Source organism: Vreelandella venusta, from assembly GCF_007989605.1.
Taxonomy (GTDB): domain Bacteria; phylum Pseudomonadota; class Gammaproteobacteria; order Pseudomonadales; family Halomonadaceae; genus Vreelandella; species Vreelandella venusta.
The window spans coordinates 25,402-42,787 of the sequence record NZ_BJUL01000001.1 but is presented as its reverse complement, the minus strand read 5'-3'; the positions used below and the strand labels follow the sequence as shown (position 1 = coordinate 42,787).

17 protein-coding genes and 5 tRNA genes are annotated in these 17,386 nt (G+C 51.5%); 11 read left to right on the top strand and 11 right to left on the bottom strand.

What is annotated here, in order from left to right; genetic code table 11:
• Positions 1–17: 17 nt before the first annotated feature.
• Complete coding sequence (locus HVE01_RS00220) at positions 18–1,217, bottom strand: urate hydroxylase PuuD (protein WP_146941751.1); 1,200 nt, start codon at positions 1,215–1,217, stop codon at positions 18–20.
• An 82-nt stretch (positions 1,218–1,299) separates the two neighbouring features.
• Complete coding sequence (uraH, locus tag HVE01_RS00215; RefSeq protein ID WP_095604053.1) at positions 1,300–1,653, bottom strand: hydroxyisourate hydrolase; 354 nt, start codon at positions 1,651–1,653, stop codon at positions 1,300–1,302.
• A gap of 177 nt (positions 1,654–1,830) precedes the next feature.
• On the opposite strand from uraH, the gene uraD reads away from it, so the two are divergent.
• A complete protein-coding gene (gene uraD / locus HVE01_RS00210) occupies positions 1,831–2,373 on the top strand; it encodes a 2-oxo-4-hydroxy-4-carboxy-5-ureidoimidazoline decarboxylase (RefSeq protein ID WP_125751176.1) in 543 nt (180 codons plus the stop codon).
• A gap of 182 nt (positions 2,374–2,555) precedes the next feature.
• Here uraD and HVE01_RS00205 read toward each other — a convergent pair whose 3' ends face one another.
• Together HVE01_RS00205 and HVE01_RS00200 are read right to left on the bottom strand one after the other, a co-directional pair.
• Positions 2,556–2,912 carry a phasin family protein gene (locus HVE01_RS00205; protein ID WP_038477905.1) on the bottom strand — a complete coding sequence of 119 codons (357 nt, stop codon included), beginning with the start codon at positions 2,910–2,912 and terminating at the stop codon, positions 2,556–2,558.
• A 387-nt stretch (positions 2,913–3,299) separates the two neighbouring features.
• Positions 3,300–3,992 (bottom strand): glutathione S-transferase family protein, encoded by a 693-nt coding sequence (locus tag HVE01_RS00200; RefSeq protein ID WP_125751179.1) that lies wholly within the window; start codon positions 3,990–3,992, stop codon positions 3,300–3,302.
• Positions 3,993–4,447: 455 nt separating this feature from the next.
• Here HVE01_RS00200 and HVE01_RS00195 point away from each other — a divergent pair, with 455 nt between their 5' ends.
• Complete coding sequence (locus tag HVE01_RS00195) at positions 4,448–6,139, top strand: L-lactate permease (protein ID WP_146941749.1); 1,692 nt, start codon at positions 4,448–4,450, stop codon at positions 6,137–6,139.
• A 14-nt stretch (positions 6,140–6,153) separates the two neighbouring features.
• On the opposite strand, the gene HVE01_RS00190 is transcribed toward HVE01_RS00195, so the two are convergent.
• The gene (locus HVE01_RS00190) at positions 6,154–6,378 is read right to left on the bottom strand and encodes a hypothetical protein (protein WP_125751185.1); all 225 of its coding nucleotides are present in this window, start codon (positions 6,376–6,378) and stop codon (positions 6,154–6,156) included.
• Here HVE01_RS00190 and glcD point away from each other — a divergent pair.
• The 4 genes from glcD to HVE01_RS00170 all read left to right on the top strand — a co-directional run bounded on the left by glcD (position 6,377) and on the right by HVE01_RS00170 (position 10,764).
• Positions 6,377–7,876: a glycolate oxidase subunit GlcD gene (glcD, locus tag HVE01_RS00185; protein ID WP_146941747.1), complete on the top strand. Its 1,500-nt coding sequence runs from the start codon at positions 6,377–6,379 to the stop codon at positions 7,874–7,876. The genes HVE01_RS00190 and glcD overlap by 2 nt on opposite strands.
• Positions 7,877–7,927: 51 nt before the next feature.
• A complete protein-coding gene (gene glcE, locus HVE01_RS00180) occupies positions 7,928–9,028 on the top strand; it encodes a glycolate oxidase subunit GlcE (RefSeq protein WP_146941746.1) in 1,101 nt (366 codons plus the stop codon).
• A gap of 14 nt (positions 9,029–9,042) precedes the next feature.
• A complete protein-coding gene (gene glcF / locus HVE01_RS00175) occupies positions 9,043–10,275 on the top strand; it encodes a glycolate oxidase subunit GlcF (protein ID WP_146941744.1) in 1,233 nt (410 codons plus the stop codon).
• Between the two features lie 87 nt (positions 10,276–10,362).
• Complete coding sequence (locus HVE01_RS00170) at positions 10,363–10,764, top strand: GlcG/HbpS family heme-binding protein (RefSeq protein WP_125751197.1); 402 nt, start codon at positions 10,363–10,365, stop codon at positions 10,762–10,764.
• Positions 10,765–10,910: 146 nt separating this feature from the next.
• On the opposite strand, the gene HVE01_RS00165 is transcribed toward HVE01_RS00170, so the two are convergent.
• From HVE01_RS00165 to HVE01_RS00140, 6 genes are all read right to left on the bottom strand, one after another.
• Positions 10,911–10,987 (bottom strand) — tRNA-Asp (locus HVE01_RS00165).
• A 78-nt stretch (positions 10,988–11,065) separates the two neighbouring features.
• Positions 11,066–11,141: transfer RNA gene (locus HVE01_RS00160), tRNA-Val, on the bottom strand.
• 51 nt (positions 11,142–11,192) lie between these two features.
• Positions 11,193–11,269, bottom strand: a tRNA-Asp gene (locus HVE01_RS00155).
• A gap of 36 nt (positions 11,270–11,305) precedes the next feature.
• Positions 11,306–11,382, bottom strand: a tRNA-Asp gene (locus HVE01_RS00150).
• Between the two features lie 50 nt (positions 11,383–11,432).
• A tRNA-Val gene (locus HVE01_RS00145) sits at positions 11,433–11,508 on the bottom strand.
• A gap of 93 nt (positions 11,509–11,601) precedes the next feature.
• Positions 11,602–12,351, bottom strand: a complete 750-nt coding sequence (locus tag HVE01_RS00140; protein WP_146941742.1) for an alpha/beta fold hydrolase — start codon at positions 12,349–12,351, stop codon at positions 11,602–11,604.
• A 177-nt stretch (positions 12,352–12,528) separates the two neighbouring features.
• Between HVE01_RS00140 and ccoN the strand changes: the two genes are divergently transcribed.
• The 5 genes from ccoN (at position 12,529) to ccoG (ending at position 17,383) form a co-directional block, all read left to right on the top strand.
• Positions 12,529–13,953: a cytochrome-c oxidase, cbb3-type subunit I gene (gene ccoN / locus HVE01_RS00135; RefSeq protein WP_125751203.1), complete on the top strand. Its 1,425-nt coding sequence runs from the start codon at positions 12,529–12,531 to the stop codon at positions 13,951–13,953.
• A gap of 19 nt (positions 13,954–13,972) precedes the next feature.
• On the top strand, positions 13,973–14,581 hold the full coding sequence (gene ccoO / locus HVE01_RS00130) for a cytochrome-c oxidase, cbb3-type subunit II (RefSeq protein WP_038477934.1): 609 nt from the start codon (positions 13,973–13,975) through the stop codon (positions 14,579–14,581).
• Between the two features lie 3 nt (positions 14,582–14,584).
• Complete coding sequence (locus tag HVE01_RS00125) at positions 14,585–14,806, top strand: cbb3-type cytochrome oxidase subunit 3 (RefSeq protein WP_125751206.1); 222 nt, start codon at positions 14,585–14,587, stop codon at positions 14,804–14,806.
• Positions 14,803–15,732 (top strand): cytochrome-c oxidase, cbb3-type subunit III, encoded by a 930-nt coding sequence (gene ccoP / locus HVE01_RS00120; protein ID WP_125751209.1) that lies wholly within the window; start codon positions 14,803–14,805, stop codon positions 15,730–15,732. Before HVE01_RS00125 ends, ccoP begins: the two co-directional genes overlap by 4 nt.
• A gap of 214 nt (positions 15,733–15,946) precedes the next feature.
• Complete coding sequence (gene ccoG, locus HVE01_RS00115; RefSeq protein WP_146941740.1) at positions 15,947–17,383, top strand: cytochrome c oxidase accessory protein CcoG; 1,437 nt, start codon at positions 15,947–15,949, stop codon at positions 17,381–17,383.
• Positions 17,384–17,386 lie beyond the last annotated feature (3 nt).

The window sequence follows — 17,386 nt, the reverse complement described above, 5'->3', positions numbered from 1 at the left end:
CCTGTCTGCGATTTTAATCACTCCTCCCACGCGGCAATACTATCGCGCTCTTCATCACTCATGTTGGTGATGTTGCCAAGTGGCATATAGCGACTCGCGACAACTTGCTTAATTTGCGCTTGATGACCCAGAATTTCATCCCAAGTATCAAACGCGTAGCCAGCAGGCGGCGCTGAAAAACCGGCATGCTCAGGGTTGCGAGCATGGCATTGACTACAATGCTGATCAATTAACCCGGAAATTTGGGCTTGGCTAGGCGTGCCTGAGGCACTCGCATTACCAGCCCCTGGGCTTGGTGCGGCTACCCAAAACGCTAATAGAATAAGCCCTATCCCTACGGCAGGATAGGCTGGTTGCGTTTTTCCTGCGTGCATTAATACAAAGAATTGCCTAATAAGGGCACCAGCAAAAATAAACAGTACCATGACCACCCAGGAAAGCTCATGGGAGTAGATGAAAGAGTAGTGATTACTCACCATCAATAGCACTACCGGCAACGTAAAGTAGGTGTTATGTACCGAACGCTGCTTGCCCCGCTTACCATCCAAAGGATTAGGCGCTTCACCTGCCTTCATGGCTTTCACCATGCGGCGCTGGCCAGGAATAATCCAAAAGAACACGTTGGCGGACATGGCGGTGGCCATCACAGCCCCGGTTAATAGGAAGGCGGCACGTCCTGTGAACATCTGGGTGCTTAAATAGGCGACGACTATCATCATCAGCGCAACGGCAACGCTGAGAAGGCCGTCGCGGTTCATGTTAGGACTTATACGTTTACAGAGTTCGTTATAAACCACCCAACCGCCGAGCAAGAAGGCCAACGCCAGTAGATTGGCCTGCCAGCCTGTCATACTCGCCGCCCACGCCCAGTTGCTGTTGGGGTTAACTAGATAGAAGCCCGGGTTTGCCATATAGAGAATAACGAACAAGGCAAAACCCGATAGCCACGTCGTATAGGCTTTCCAGAACGACCAATGGAGGTCATTCGGCAGCTTGGCAGGCGCGGTAGCATACTTTTGATTATGGTAGAAACCACCACCATGCACGGCCCACATCTCTCCAAAGACGCCTTTTTCACGATCTTCAGCGGCTTTGGGCGTTCTTAAGCCATTATCTAGCATGACAAAATAGATCGACTCACCGATCCAGGCAATGGCTGCTATGACGTGCAGCCAGCGTAACAACAAGTTAGCAAAATCAACAATATATGTTTGCATAAACACATCCTAGCAGGTTTACCTGGTAACTCAGCGAGCGAACGTCAGGCTAGGCAAAAATCGACAAAAAGATAGCCAAGCTCTAGCTACCGCGGTAGGTAGAGTAACTATAAGGGGATAGCAGTAACGGCACATGGTAGTGCTGGCTGGCATCCGCAACGCCAAAACGTAAAGGAATCACGTCCAAAAAGCGCGGCTCTTGAGAAGCTATACCCTGGGCGCGCAAGTAGTCACCCGCGTGGAAAACCAGCTCGTACTCGCCTACTGTAAGGGCATCACCCTCTAAGATAGGCGCGTCACAACGACCGTCGCTGTTAGTAATCACACTGCCCAGGTGTTCGCGCGTGGTGCCTGCGAGGCGAAACACGTCAATGGTAATACCCTGACCGGGCTGTCCTTTAGCGGTATCGAGTACGTGAGTCGTTAAGCGTCCCATAGCAACTCCTTAATAATCACCGTTGTTGTTGACTGTTGTTGATACTAGTTGTTGATACTAGTTGTTGGTAACTGTTGTTGATAACAGCTGACCGACTTAACCTATCGGTCAAAGAGTACCGTTGATACCATTTATTGTATACAGTATTCCCATGATTAAACATACTGGAGAAATTTAGTGGCTACCTCAACATCACTTACCCTTTCGCCCGCTCCTAGCACATGCAGCTTAGAAACCTTTACCCAACATTACGGCGATGTATATGAGCACTCTCCCTGGGTGGCGGAAGCTGCCTGGAAAGAAGGGTTAAGCAATGCGCATGACGCGCCGGATGCGCTAGCTGACCTGATGGGACTTATGCTGCAGCGGGCCACACCTGAACAGCAAATTGCGGTTATTCAGGCCCACCCTGACTTAGCAGGCAAAGCGGCGATGTCGGGTGAGCTGACTCAAGACTCTACACGCGAGCAAGCAGGCGCTGGGCTAGATCAATGTACGCCTGAAGAGTTTGCTCGCTTCGAACAACTCAATGCTGCTTACAAAGAAAAATTTGGCTTCCCGTTCGTCATTGCTGTGAAGGGGCTGGATCGCCACGCCATTTTGGCGGCGTTTGAAACACGCTTACACAATGATTTAGCTGAAGAGCGCGAGACAGCAATTAAGGAGATTATTCGTATTGCCCGCTTCAGGCTGAATGTCCGGGCTGAACAGCCGTTGTAACGGGCAATCAGCAGGAAAACGCCAGCGCTATAGCCACTCTTTTTTAATTGCAGAAATAACGTCTTACAACGCTTTAAAATGTATATAGACAAAAAATGCCGCACCTGACGGTGCGGCATCTCATCGATCAATTACTCGCGTCTGATCGTTTATTACCAGTCGCTTATACCATGCAAAATAGATTACTGCTTAGCGGTTTCCACGGCTTTTTTTGTGGTCTCTTCCGCCATTTTCTGGCTCTCTTGCATAAAGTTTTGGCTAATGGAGGTGACTTTTTCAGAGTCCCCTTTCATGCGCTCCATCAGGTCAGAAGCTGTTTTTTGCTGGCTTTCCATGGCTTTTTTAAAGCTGTCGGCATCTTTAACGTCTAACCATGTGCGCGCCTGGGCAACCGTCATGTCAGAGTATGCACGTGCTGCATCCATCTGCGCGCTGACAACTTGCTGATAATAATCAAGCGCCGCCAGGGTATAAGAACGCATTGGCGATACAAAGACAGACTCAAACTGCTGGGTGGATTTCTCTGCGGCCTTGTTCATCACATAATCTCCTTACTGAGCTAGCGATTCGACACGCATCGATAAGCGGTCGATGATCAGGCGGTTGCCTTTACTAACAACAAAGCTAGCAGTGCTTTTTGTGCAGCGCAACATGATTTTTTAAATAACATTGCCACTAGCGATTCAAGGCAGCAATCACATCAACCCAGCAATGATTACTTAGCGATTGCCAAACAGATAGTTACGTGCCTACTCAGCTATTTTTCATCCCGCTTGCGAATTGACGTATTCGATCAAAGAATAAGCTTTTTGAACAGCGGGGGCTGTACAGCTTCATCACATCAAGCCAACGCCTTAGGTTAAGCCGCTTGCGTGGCTCTCCTCGTCCATAAAATGGATACAGGCGGCATTATGCCGCCTGACACACTATAGATCACGAATAGTAATGGCCTTACCCGCAACCGCCTCATGCACCTCCAGCATACGCTTAAACCACTCATCAACCGGATCATTAGCATCAACTAATGGCTCAAGTGACACGGTATATGCCCACATCATGCTGCCAAATAGTAGATAATCTGCTCCACTGGGTGTTTCACCATCTAAAAATGGGCTGCTCCGAAGCTGATCACGTACAGGAGCCAGCAGTTTTTTCAACTGAACTCGCCCCTGCTCCGGGTTATTGACGTCTTCTAAACGCATACCAAAGCGGGCTTCACGGGTCTCTCGGAAGTAGCTGCGGTCATCAGGGTGTATGGCGGCCAATAAATCCAGCGCGACTGTGCGAAAAAGTGCCGGGGTAACGCTACGATCAATATAAAGCTTAAAAAAGTGGACTCGCTGATAGCTCACTCCTTCTCCCAACACAGGATTTGCAGGGTAAGCCTTATCTAAGTAGCGCATGATTTCAAAGCTGTCAGTGACAACCGTGTCACCATCGGTTAGCACCGGCACTTTGTCGTAGTCGGCAAAGGCAAGTGCCTCTTTATCAAGAAAACGCCAAGGAACTGTCGTATATTCCAGCCCTTTGTGTGCCAGAGCCATACGAACACGCCAGCAATAGGGAGAAAAGCGTAAGCGTTCATCACGCCCGCATAAGTCATAAAGAGTTATTGCCACTGTAACGGCCTCCTTGTAATTAGCAACGTGGTTAAAACCCAACATGCGCCGATAACAATGGGCTTAAGCCACCAAGGACGCAAGTAATCGGTTTTACTTGCTCTGCCCCCCATCCCCAAAGGCCCTCATATCAGCAAAATAAGCGAGCGACTTTCTCGTCCTTCATTTGATCTGTACTGCTCTTTCAGGTGGCAACTGTACTGTCTATTAGTCTAATGAATTGCAGCGAGGCCTACTGCCTTGTGGAAATTTAAAAGCAAATAAAAACAAATCGTTAAATTTAAAAAAGCGGTTCAAAGCCGATACATGCAACCACCCCTAATTGGTAATACCAATTATCCAATATAGCCATTTTTTCTACCTAACCGTATCTTTCGCACTGACCCGAACAGCATTGCCACGACCGCTGGCATCTGCCGAGCACATCAAATCAATAACAAGGGGCCACTCCTAAAATGAATGAAACTACACTTGCACTTCTGGCATTTCTGCCGCTGTTGCTTGCCGGTATTTTGCTCATTGGTTTTAAAATACCTGCAAAAATAGCGATGCCGATTGTTTTCCTGACCGCAGCCATCATTGGTCTGACCGCTTGGGATATGTCGTTTAGCCGCGTTGCCGCGTCTACCATTCAAGGGCTAATTCAAACAGCAGGCCTTTTATGGATAATTTTTGGCGCCATCTTGCTGCTAAATACGCTTAAGCATTCTGGTGGCATTACGGCGATTCGTAACGGTTTTTCAGGCATTAGCCCTGACCGTCGCGTGCAGGCGCTAATTGTTGCTTGGTTATTCGGCTGCTTCATTGAAGGGGCTTCTGGCTTTGGTACGCCCGCAGCAGTCGCTGCACCGCTTATGGTAGCGCTTGGCTTCCCTGCTCTGGCAGCCGTTGTTGTCGGCATGATGATTCAGTCCACACCGGTCTCTTTTGGCGCCGTTGGCACCCCAGTTGTAGTGGGTGTCGGTAGTGGGCTTGATCGCGCGGGCATCACCGCTCAGTTGGAAGCTGGCGGTTCTACGTGGGATGTTTTTTTCCAGCAAATTACTAGCTCTGTGGCGATTACTCACGGCATCGTAGGCATATTGATGCCTCTGATTTTGGTATTGATCATGGTGCGCTTCTTCGGTGCTAACCGCTCCTGGAAGGAAGGCCTATCCATTGCGCCCTTTGCAATCTTTACCGGTATTTCGTTCGTCGTACCTTACATGCTAGTCGGCGTTCTCTTAGGTCCAGAATTCCCGTCAATGATCGGGGCAATGGTGGGCTTAGCGATTGTAGTGCCCGCTGCTCGCAGAGGTTTCTTGCTACCCAAAGACACTTGGGACTTTCCAGAATCAACGTCTTGGCCAGACGAATGGATCGGCAACCTGCAGATCAAACTGGATGACGTTGCTGGTAAAGCGCCAATGTCGACCTTCAAGGGTTGGATTCCTTACGTCCTACTCGCGGTATTCTTGGTTGCTTCACGCATCGTTGAACCGCTGAAAGCTGCGCTGACCTTCGTTAACCTAAGCTGGAGCAACATTTTAGGCGAAGCCGGTATCAGTGGCGGCGTACAGCCGCTGTATTTGCCAGGCGGCATCATTATCGCGGTGGTTATTGTCACCTACTTCTTGCACCGCATGAACCCGCAGAAAATCAGCGCTGCCGTGTCTGAATCTACTAAAACCATCTTCGGTGCTGGCTTTGTCTTGATCTTCACCGTTCCCATGGTGCGCATCCTGATTAACTCTGGCGTGAATGGTGCTGATCTTGTGTCAATGCCCGTCATGATGGCCCAAGCGGTAGCTAACGGCGTAGGGGGAATCTATCCATTCTTTGCACCTGCGGTTGGGGCCATGGGTGCCTTTATTGCCGGTTCAAATACCGTTTCTAATCTGATGCTAGCGGAGTTCCAATTTAGCGTTGCCGAAACACTCGGTTTGTCCACCGCGATGATGGTCGCGCTACAAGCCGTCGGTGCCGCAGCGGGTAACATGATTGCGATTCACAATGTTGTCGCCGCATCAGCGACGGTGGGTCTACTGGGTCGCGAAGGTACAACGATTCGTAAAACAATTATTCCCACGATCTACTATCTGATCTTTACTGGAATCATTGCGCTTATTGCCTTTTATGTGATTGGCATTACCGACCCACTGATGTAACGGGAAAACGTTAATCAAAAGTGAGTCACCCCTGCTGGGTAGCCTAAGGGCAACCCAGCAGGCCGCTTCACAAGGAATTGCTGCCCGATAGCCTCAGCAGAAACAGTAAACCACCAACGCGTTATTAGTATTTTCACTGTATGCAAAAGTTTTCCAGCACTGAACTGGTTATTTATGGAAAGATTTTTCATAAAGTGATTAGATAATTTTCTGCTCTCCTCACCCACAGGAGCCAACATGAACTTTCTTTTCGATGAACGCCTCGACGGCGAATTCACTCACCGCGATAAAGCAGATGTATTAGATGATCTGCAAAACGCAGTGCCGTCTTTAACGCTGCTGCACCGTGAAGAGGACTTGCATCCCTTTGAGTGCGACGGCCTTGCCGCTTACCGCATCCTGCCGATGCTGGTTGCGTTGCCCGAGACGCTGGAACAAGTCGAAGGTCTTTTAAAACGCTGCCACGCCTTGGGTGTTCCGGTGGTTACTCGCGGCGCAGGCACAGGGCTTTCAGGCGGTGCTTTACCGCTTGAGCGAGGCGTCCTGCTAGTGATGTCACGCTTCAACACAATTATTGATGTGGACCCGGATGCTCGCATTGCACGCGTGCAGCCAGGCGTGCGCAACTTAGCTATTTCTGAAGCCGCGGCCCCTTACGGGCTTTATTATGCCCCCGACCCATCGTCACAGATTGCTTGCTCGATTGGTGGCAACGTGGCGGAAAATGCGGGTGGCGTGCACTGCCTAAAGTATGGTCTCACCGTTCATAACGTGATGCGTGTTGATGTCATGACGATTGAAGGCGAGCGCATGACGCTGGGATCCGAAGCGTTGGATGCACCGGGCTTTGACCTCCTTGCATTGATGAATGGCTCTGAAGGCATGTTAGGTGTAGTCACTGAGATTACTGTGAAACTGCTGCCAAAGCCCGAAACCGCCAAGGTACTCATGGCCAGCTTTGATGACGTAGAAAAAGCGGGCCGTGCTGTTGGCGACATTATTGCTGCGGGAATCATTCCTGGCGGCTTAGAAATGATGGATAAGCTGGCCATCAAAGCGGCTGAAGATTTCATCCAGGCCGGTTACCCGGTTGAAGCAGAAGCCATTCTTCTATGCGAGCTAGATGGCGTTGAAGCCGATGTGGACGACGATTGCGAAACCGTTCGTCGCGTCCTAGAAAAAGCGGGGGCGACCAACATTCAACAAGCTCGCGATGAGGCTGAGCGGGCCAAATTCTGGGCAGGGCGAAAAAACGCTTTCCCCGCAGTGGGGCGCATGTCGCCTGACTACTACTGCATGGATGGCACCATCCCTCGTCGAGAACTTCCTCGCGTCCTCAAGGGTATTGCCGCTCTGTCAGAAGAAAGTGGCTTGGCGATTGCCAATGTATTCCACGCCGGTGACGGCAATATGCACCCACTGATTTTATTTGATGCCAATAAAGAGGGAGAGCTGACTCTTGCAGAAGATGTCGGCGGCAAAATTCTTGAGCTATGTGTTGCGGCAGGTGGCTCTATCACTGGCGAACACGGTGTCGGCCGCGAAAAAATCAACCAGATGTGCAGTCAGTTTCAAGCCGATGAACTTACGGTATTCCATGCCTTAAAAGCCGCTTTTGACCCTCAGCGCTTACTCAACCCAGGGAAAAATATTCCTACCCTGGCGCGCTGCGCTGAGTTTGGCGCAATGCATGTGCACAACAACGAACTACCGCATCCGGGACTACCACGCTTCTGATGCAGCTCCTAGTCGACTAACCACTAGGAAGCATAATTATTAGGAATCACCATGACTGAACTAGCGATACATGCTGCCGATCAAGATATCGCTGACGACCTGTGCGAACAGGTGCGCAGCGCCTATGCCAACCGCACGCCACTGCGCATAGCAGGTGGCGATACCCGCGCTTTTTATGGCCGCCCGGTTGAAGGCAACGCCTTAAATATGGCACCCCATAGTGGCATTGTCTCTTATGACCCGGTAGAGCTTGTGATTACTGTTCGTGCCGGTACGCGGTTAAGTGCACTCAATGCAGCTCTAGCCAAAGAGAATCAAATGCTAGCCTTTGAACCGCCCGCGTTCAGCGATGCCAGCACCATTGGCGGTGCCGTTGCCACCGGCATGTCCGGCCCGCGCCGCCCATGGGCTGGCGCGACGCGAGACTTCGTTTTGGGCACACGCGTAATTACTCAAGAAGGCAAGTTGTTGCGTTTTGGCGGTGAAGTCATGAAAAACGTCGCCGGATACGACCTCTCACGCTTGATGGCAGGTGCTCAAGGGACGCTAGGCGTGCTAGCGGATATTTCGTTTAAAGTCCTGCCTATTCCTACTGCCAGTCACAGCCTACGCCTAAGCATGAGCCTTGAAGATGCCTTGGCTAAGCTCGCCGAGCTAGGACGGCAGCCGCTGCCCATCACCGCAGCCGGATGGCACTCAGGCGAGCTGTTTATTCGTTTAGAAGGCGGCGCAAGCTCCGTGAATGCGACCAAGGAACGCCTGGGTGGCGAATCACTTTCCAGCGATTTCTGGCAGCAACTGCGCGACCATCAGCATCCTTTTTTCCGTTTGCATGAAGGGCAAGCACTGTGGCGCTTATCACTCCCCCCCAATACGCCACCGCTCGCCTTGGATGTCCCGCAAAGCGATATCTTCTATGACTGGGGTGGCAGCCAGCGGTGGATAAAAACCAGCGCGGCAGCTGATACGTTGCGCGCGGTTTGCCAGCAGGCGGGGGGGCATGCCACTTGCTTTACCCCCTACGCCCAAGGTGGAGCAGAGTCACCCTTCACCCCGCTCAACCCAGTAATTGAAAAGTATCATCGCAACCTGAAGGCCGAGTTGGATGCCTACGGCATCTTCAACCCTGGCCGTCTTTATGCGGCGTTTTAATCCGGAGAGTAGACATGCAGACGCACTTTACCGATGCTGATCGCCAAAAACCGCATATTCAGGAGGCCGAGCGCATTCTGCGCACCTGCGTACACTGCGGCTTTTGTAATGCCACTTGCCCCACCTATCAACTGCTAGGTGATGAGCGGGACGGACCACGCGGGCGCATCTATTTAATGAAAGAGCTGCTGGAAAGCCGCGATGATAATGCTCAGGTCACCGAAGAGACACGCCTGCATTTAGACCGCTGCTTGACCTGCCGCAATTGTGAAACCACCTGCCCTTCAGGCGTGGAATATCACAAACTGTTGGACATCGGTCGTGCAGAAATTGACCGCCGGGTTCCTCGCCCCATGGCCGAGCGCGCTCAACGCTATGCACTGCGTAAAATGCTGGTAGAGCCTAAACGCTTCAAAGCGCTTCTGTCCTTAGGACAAACCTTCAAACCCTTGGTGCCTGGCAAGCTACGCAGTAAGATGCCACCGGCACCAGTCGACGCGGGCCAGCGTCCGGATAGCCAACGCCATCCTCGTAAAGTGTTAATATTAGAAGGATGCGTTCAACCAGGCCTATCACCGAATACCAATGCAGCGACCGCTCGACTTTTAGACCGACTTGGGATTAGCGTAACCCCCATCAGCGAAGCAGGTTGTTGCGGGGCCATTGACTTCCACTTGAATGCTCAAGACGATGGGCGCGCTCGTATGCGCGCCAATATCGATGCTTGGTGGCCACAGATCGAACAAGGTGCTGAAGCCATTGTTCAAACGGCCAGTGGCTGCGGCGCTTTTGTCAAAGAGTATGGCGACATGCTCAAAGATGACCCGGCCTATGCCCAAAAAGCGCAAAGAGTCAGCGCACTGGCGAAAGATATTGTCGAAATACTGCGCGAAGAGCCAATAGAGAAGCTGGAGCTAAAAGAGCACCAACGTCTCGCGTTTCACTGCCCTTGCACACTGCAGCACGCCCAGAAGCTCAATGGTGCGGTTGAAAGCGTGCTTAGCAAGCTGGGGTTTTCGCTAACGCCGGTAAAAGATGCGCACCTCTGTTGTGGCTCAGCGGGCACCTACTCGGTTACCCAACCAGCGCTTGCCACGCAACTGCGCGACAATAAACTCAATGCGCTGGAAGCTAGCAATCCAGAGGTTATCGTCACTGCCAATATTGGCTGTCAAACCCACCTTGCTAGTGCCAATCGCACCCCGGTACGCCATTGGGTGGAAGTGGTAGATGCTGCCCTGGTATAAACACTAATTCACTTTGCCGCGCTCACAAGCTTTTATAAGCAAATAGTAGCGCGGCACTTTACTCCCCTTGATCAAAAGGAAAGTTTGATGCAAAGCAAAGCTGTTCTCGGCCAAGCCGATGTCATTCAGGTACTAGATGCCGCTCAAAAAGAAGCCGACAACAACGGCTGGCCAGTCACCATTGCCGTAACAGATGATGGTGGACATCTTCTCGCTCTGCGCCGCTTAGACGGTGCTGCGCCCTTCAGTGCTGATGTGGCAACACATAAAGCGCGCAGTGCAGCACTAGGTCGTAAAGAGACCCAAGTATTTGAAGAAATGATCAACGGTGGGCGCACGGCATTTGTCTCTGCGCCGCTACAAGGCCTGTTGTCGGGTGGCGTTCCGATTATCGTAGACGGCAATGTCGTGGGTGCTGTCGGCATCTCAGGCGTGAAGCCTGACCAAGACGTACAGATCGCTAAAGCCGGGGTAAGTGCTATCGCCTAATATTATCGTGCAGCCTCATGGCTGCACGTTATGGCGCTAGAAAATGAGGCTTGAGAGCTAACTAATACGCAATAAAAAACCCAGATCAATGATCTGGGTTTTTTGGAATTCGTTCGACTAAACGTTTTAGTCGATGAGTGCTTAAATGGCGGACCGGACGAGACTCGAACTCGCGACCTCCGGCGTGACAGGCCGGCATTCTAACCGACTGAACTACCGGTCCACTTTAAGTCACTTATTTCTAACCATAAAACTAGCTATTTAAAAGCGGTTCAGAGGCGCTTAAAAACATTCAGTTAAATGGTGGGTGGTACTGGGTTCGAACCAGTGACCCCCAGCTTGTAAGGCTGGTGCTCTCCCAACTGAGCTAACCACCCAGAACATTAAAAGCAATAGTGCTTTAAATGGTACAACTCATTAAGCTATCGTGGCGGACCGGACGAGACTCGAACTCGCGACCTCCGGCGTGACAGGCCGGCATTCTAACCGACTGAACTACCGGTCCGAATAACGATAACTTTTATGCGGTAATAATTGATGATGGCGGACCGGACGAGACTCGAACTCGCGACCTCCGGCGTGACAGGCCGGCATTCTAACCAACTGAACTACCGGTCCACTTAACACATCAACTGCTACTGCTTCACGTTTCCAAACGACCAAATAAATGGTGGGTGGTACTGGGTTCGAACCAGTGACCCCCAGCTTGTAAGGCTGGTGCTCTCCCAACTGAGCTAACCACCCGCTGGTCACGTGGCGCTGCATTCTACAGGAACTTGGTGAGATGTCAACACGGTGTGTTCAAATTTTCGATTCAAACCAGCGTATTGCCACTCCTCACACATACCGTGCTTGGTGAGCGCGGACGAAGGATGCCGCAAGTATGGCCGCTTCGTCAATCAAAACTTGCTGATTTAATCCAGAAACACGTCTAGGTTTAAAATCATGATCGCCATCAGCAAGCCAAGCAACGCTAATATTATTAGGAAGGCTGTAGCCTGAAACCTCATCGACGTTACCAAAGGGATCTCGCTCCCCCTGGAGAATCTGCACCGGGCAACGAATAGCGGGAAAATGCTGCAAACGGGTTTTGTCTGGTTGTCTGGGTGGATGGAAAGGATAGCCTGCGACAATAACACCAGGCCCATGTACGTCATTGGATAGCCTTTCACTGGCAAATAACGTTGCAACACGCCCACCCATCGATTTACCACCTACCCACAAGGGCTGATCGCTTAAAGACGTGAGTAGCGCATACCATGAGGCAAAGCTAGCCACCGTCTGCTTGATGGGGGGCGGTGGGCGGCGCTTACCCTGCTCGTTAATCTGCTGCATGTAGGGAAAATCAATTGCCAATACCTGTATGCCTTGCGCTGCCAACATCGCGGCAAATTGCCGCATAAACACAGAGCAATGCCCCGCCCCAGCGCCATGAGCAAGGAGTATTCGGCCCACCGTAGGCGAGCCTAAAACGGAAAGCGGGCCGTGCCCAATCACTATAAACCGCTGTACGGTGGGATTGGCTAACGCATCGTTTAAAGCGGCTGGATGTATCTCGATGAAACCAGAACCAGCGTAATAAGACACGATGAACTCCTAATAATTCAGTGTTACTTCTATTGGCGTGTTCAGCTTAGAGCGTGGCTGCGATAGAATCTCTATCGGATCTTGACCTGCATCATCAAGCGGGTGGCCGCACCCGGGCAAAATGCTAATGCAAAATGCTACGGGTTACCCCCTAACCGCGTTCGATGGGAACATGAAATGAGCACAGCACTGGAACACCCGACCTACAACTACAAGGTAGTTCGGCAGTTCGCGATCATGACCGTTGTGTGGGGCATTGTAGGTATGACGCTTGGCGTTATCCTTGCCTCCCAGCTAGTTTGGCCGCAACTGAATCTCGGCTTACCTTGGACAAGCTTTGGGCGTCTTCGCCCGTTACACACTAACGCTGTCATCTTCGCCTTTGGTGGCTCAGCGCTATTTGCGACGTCTTACTATGTCGTACAGCGTACCTGTCAGACTCGTCTATTCTCTGACAAGCTCGCAGCGTTCACCTTCTGGGGATGGCAAGCAGTTATTCTCTCGGCTGTCGTGTCATTGCCGCTAGGCTATACCACGACAAAAGAGTATGCAGAGCTCGAATGGCCGATCAATATTTTGATTGCGGTTGTTTGGATTAGCTACGCTATCGTTTTCTTAATGACGATTAAAAAGCGCACCACTTCCCATATTTACGTGGCGAACTGGTTCTTTGCAGCGTTTATTTTGACCGTCGCGGTGCTGCACATCGTTAATAATGCGGCTATTCCGGTCACCCCCATGTACTCCACCTCGATTTATGCGGGTGCGGTAGATGCAATGGTGCAGTGGTGGTATGGCCACAATGCGGTCGGCTTCTTCCTGACGGCAGGCTTCCTGGGCATGATGTACTACTTCGTGCCGAAGCAAGCCGAACGTCCGGTCTACTCCTACCGCCTCTCCATCGTCCATTTCTGGGCGTTGATTATGATTTATATGTGGGCAGGCCCCCACCACCTTCACTACACAGCGCTGCCTAACTGGGCACAGTCGCTGGGTATGATTATGTCTATCATCCTGCTGGCGCCTTCTTGGGGCGGTATGATCAACGGCATGATGACCCTGTCTGGCGCTTGGCATAAACTGCGCACCGATCCAACACTTCGCTTCCTAGTAGTAGCGCTGTCGTTCTACGGCATGTCGACGTTTGAAGGGCCAATGATGGCCATCAAGACTGTCAACGCGCTGTCGCATTACACCGACTGGACCATTGGTCACGTGCATGCTGGTGCACTAGGTTGGGTAGCGATGATTACCATTGGCTCTATGTACCACCTGATTCCGCGGGTCTTTGGGCGTACCGAGATGTACTCCGTCAATCTGATTGCGGTGCATTTCTGGTTAGCCACCATCGGTACTGTGCTGTATATCGCGGCCATGTGGGTCAACGGCATCATGCAAGGCTTAATGTGGCGCGCGATTAATGCTGACGGCACGCTGATGTACACCTTTGTAGAGTCTGTCGAAGCCAGTGGCCCCGGCTACTTTGTGCGTATGGTTGGCGGCCTCTTCTGGGTAACAGGCATGCTAATTATGGCGTTCAACGTTTACATGACCGTAAAACGTCGCGAAACGATTAGCCATTCAGCGCCACAAGCCGCTTAAAACGGGGAAGTTGAGACCAATGAAACACGAGATTGTTGAAAAGAACGTTGGCCTGCTCGCCGTGTTGATCCTGGTTGCGATCAGCTTTGGCGGCTTGGCCGAGGTCGTACCGCTGTTCTTTCAAAAGCAAACAACCGAGCCAGTTGAGGGCCTCAAGCCGCTCACCGCACTGGAGCTGGAAGGACGCGACATATACCGCCGTGAGGGCTGCGTAGGCTGCCACTCCCAGATGGTTCGCCCCTTCAGGGCAGAAACCGAACGCTATGGCCACTATAACGTGGCAGGCGAACAGGTTTACGAACACAACTTCCTTTGGGGTTCTAAGCGCACCGGGCCGGATCTTGCTCGCGTAGGTGGACGCTATAGTGATGATTGGCACCGTGCCCACCTCTATAACCCACGCGATGTGGTACCCGAGTCAGTCATGCCTGAATATCCTTGGCTGTTTGAAAACACCTTGGATGGCGAATCGACACCGGCAAAAATGCGCACCCTGCGTCAGTTAGGCGTGCCATATACCGATGAAGATATCGCCACTGCGACAGAAGACGTTCGCGGCACCCAGGAAATTACTGCACTGGTGGCCTACTTGCAGCAGTTAGGCACCGTGCTTGAGGGCACTCGTTAAGTTATGGATACGGGAACTTTCCGCGGCCTTATCACGCTGATATTGATTGTCGCTTTTATTGGCATCTGTTTATGGGCTTATTCCAAGCGACGCAAACCAGACTTCGACGAAGCAGCTAACCTGCCCTTCGCCGATGACAATGATAAGCAACCGACCCGTGACAAGCATGCTTCGTCTGAGCACGAAGTGGATTCCCGCCACGACAGGGGAGATAAGAATACATGAATAATTTATGGGGTGACTCCCTATCCAGCTTCTGGAGCGCCTGGATCATTGTCGTCACACTGGGCACTATCGCTCTGAGCGTTTGGATCTTATTTTCCAACCGCCGTACCGATAAAGCCCCCGATGCTGATGGCAATATCGAAACCACTGGCCACGCGGCCGATGGAATCGAAGAGTATGACAATGCACTACCCCAGTGGTGGTTCAAACTGTTTATCCTCACCGTTATTTTTGCCTTGGGCTACTTAGTACTCTACCCAGGCCTAGGTAACTATGCAGGCATTTTGGGCTGGTCCCAAGAAGGCCAGTGGGAAGAAGAAGTTGCCAATGCTGAAGAGCGCTTCACACCGATTTTTGCTCAGTATCAGGAAATACCTATTCCTGAACTGGCAAAAGACGCTGAAGCAATGCAGGTCGCAGAGCGTGTTTTCCTGAACAACTGTGCGGTATGTCACGGCTCTAACGCCCAAGGTGGTTACGGCTTCCCCAACCTCACCGATGACGACTGGCTGTATGGCGGTGAGCCGGAAAACATCATGATGACATTGAACAATGGCCGTAATGGGTTAATGCCTGCCTGGCAGCAGCTTGGTGAGAACAACATTGAGAACCTCACTCAGTATGTTCTCTCAATGTCTGGCGAAGAGCATGACGCAGACCGTGCAGCCAGTGGCGAAAGCACCTTCCTCGCAGCGTGTGCGGCGTGTCATACACCCAGTGGAACGGGAAATACCGCGCTTGGCGCACCGAACCTGACTGACGATGTATGGCTCTATTTGGCACCGGGACAAAGCGTTGCAGATTCTGTTCGCCAAACACTGCGCAATGGTCGTAACGGCCACATGCCAGCACAAGCAGCTTATATCGGTGAAGAGCGTGTTCACTTGGTAGCCGCTTATGTCTACAGCCTACGCTTCAACGACTAATCGCTTAGTCAATAGCAACCGCTGGTAGGTATCACGAGGGTGCGGTTTCATACCGCACCCTTTCTTTATCCACCGCCCATCCAGACACCCTTTCTATCCGTTACACTACTATTTAGCGACACGGCATACAGTTGTGTTATCTAGCGTCGCAGGTTTAACGCCACGATATCCATGCTGCCGCCCATTCCCGCCTTAGTGAGCTGCGATCATCGCCATGGAAAAAATACCTAGCCAAGATATTACGCCGCCGCCCGTTGGGCACCATACCCCTGGGGAAAGTACGACTCAGAGCATGTATGCTAAGCGCCGACATATTTATGTGCGCGAAATCAAAGGGCTCTTCCAAAAAGTAAGGCGCAGCGCCAACTGGGCGCTGATGCTAGGCTTTTTCCTGCTTCCATGGCTGAACTGGGGAGACCGCCCAGCCATCTGGTTTGACCTTCCGGGCCGAGAGTTTCATATTTTTGCTGCCACATTTTACCCACAAGAGTTCGTATTACTTTCGTGGCTGCTTATTATTTGTGCCTTTGGGCTATTTTTTATTACTGTTTTTGCTGGACGCGTTTGGTGTGGCTATACCTGCCCACAAAGCGTCTGGACATTCCTATTTATTTGGCTCGAGCACCGCATAGAGGGATCTAGAAACCACCGTATTAAGCTCGACAAACAGCCAATGAATGCTGACAAAGCGTGGCGAAAAGGAGCTAAACATTCCGCTTGGTTACTGATTTCTTTGGCGACCGGCATCACTTTTGTGGGTTACTTCACCCCCATCCGAACGCTAGTGGCGGAACTGCCTACGCTAGAAGCCCATGGCTGGTCCTATTTTTGGGTTGGCTTCTTTTTAGTATTTACCTATTTAAATGCAGGCTGGCTGCGTGAGCAGGTGTGCATTTACATGTGCCCCTACGCGCGCTTCCAGTCAGTCATGTTTGATCGCGACACGCTGATTGTGTCGTACGACGAAGCACGTGGCGAGCCAAGAGGTCGGCGGAAAAAGACACTTAGCCATACGCAGGCGAGAGAAGCTGGCTTTGGCGACTGTATAGACTGCGAATTATGTGTTCAGGTTTGCCCAACAGGTATCGATATTCGTGATGGACTCCAGTACGAGTGCATTACCTGTGCAGCCTGCATCGATGCCTGTGACAGCGTCATGGACAAAATGGGCTACCCCAAAGGGCTTATTCGCTACACAACGGAAAACGCGCTAGAAGGTAAGAAAAGCCACATCTTACGCCCCCGACTACTGGGCTACTTTGCCGCGCTAATTATTATGATAGTTGCGTTTACCTGGTCGGTTAACGACCGCGTACCACTTAGCTTCGACGCCGAGCGTGGGCGCACGCAGCTTTATCAAATGACCCGAGAAGGGCAAATCAGCAACGTTTACAGTCTCACGGTGCGTAACCTTGATAACGAGCCACATACTTACCAAATCAGTGTGTTAGGCCTACCCAGCTTAGCGCTTGATAGCACATCAATTAGCGTTCCGGCAGGCGAGTCTCGCATTCAGGTCGTCACCGTACTGGCGAACCCTCAAGATTTAAGCCAGCCCAGTCACCCCATTACATTTGTGCTACAAGCACAACAAGATGAGCAAATCCGCCAGGAGCGTGAAGCCCGCTTCTTAGGTAACGCCAGGAGATAAATG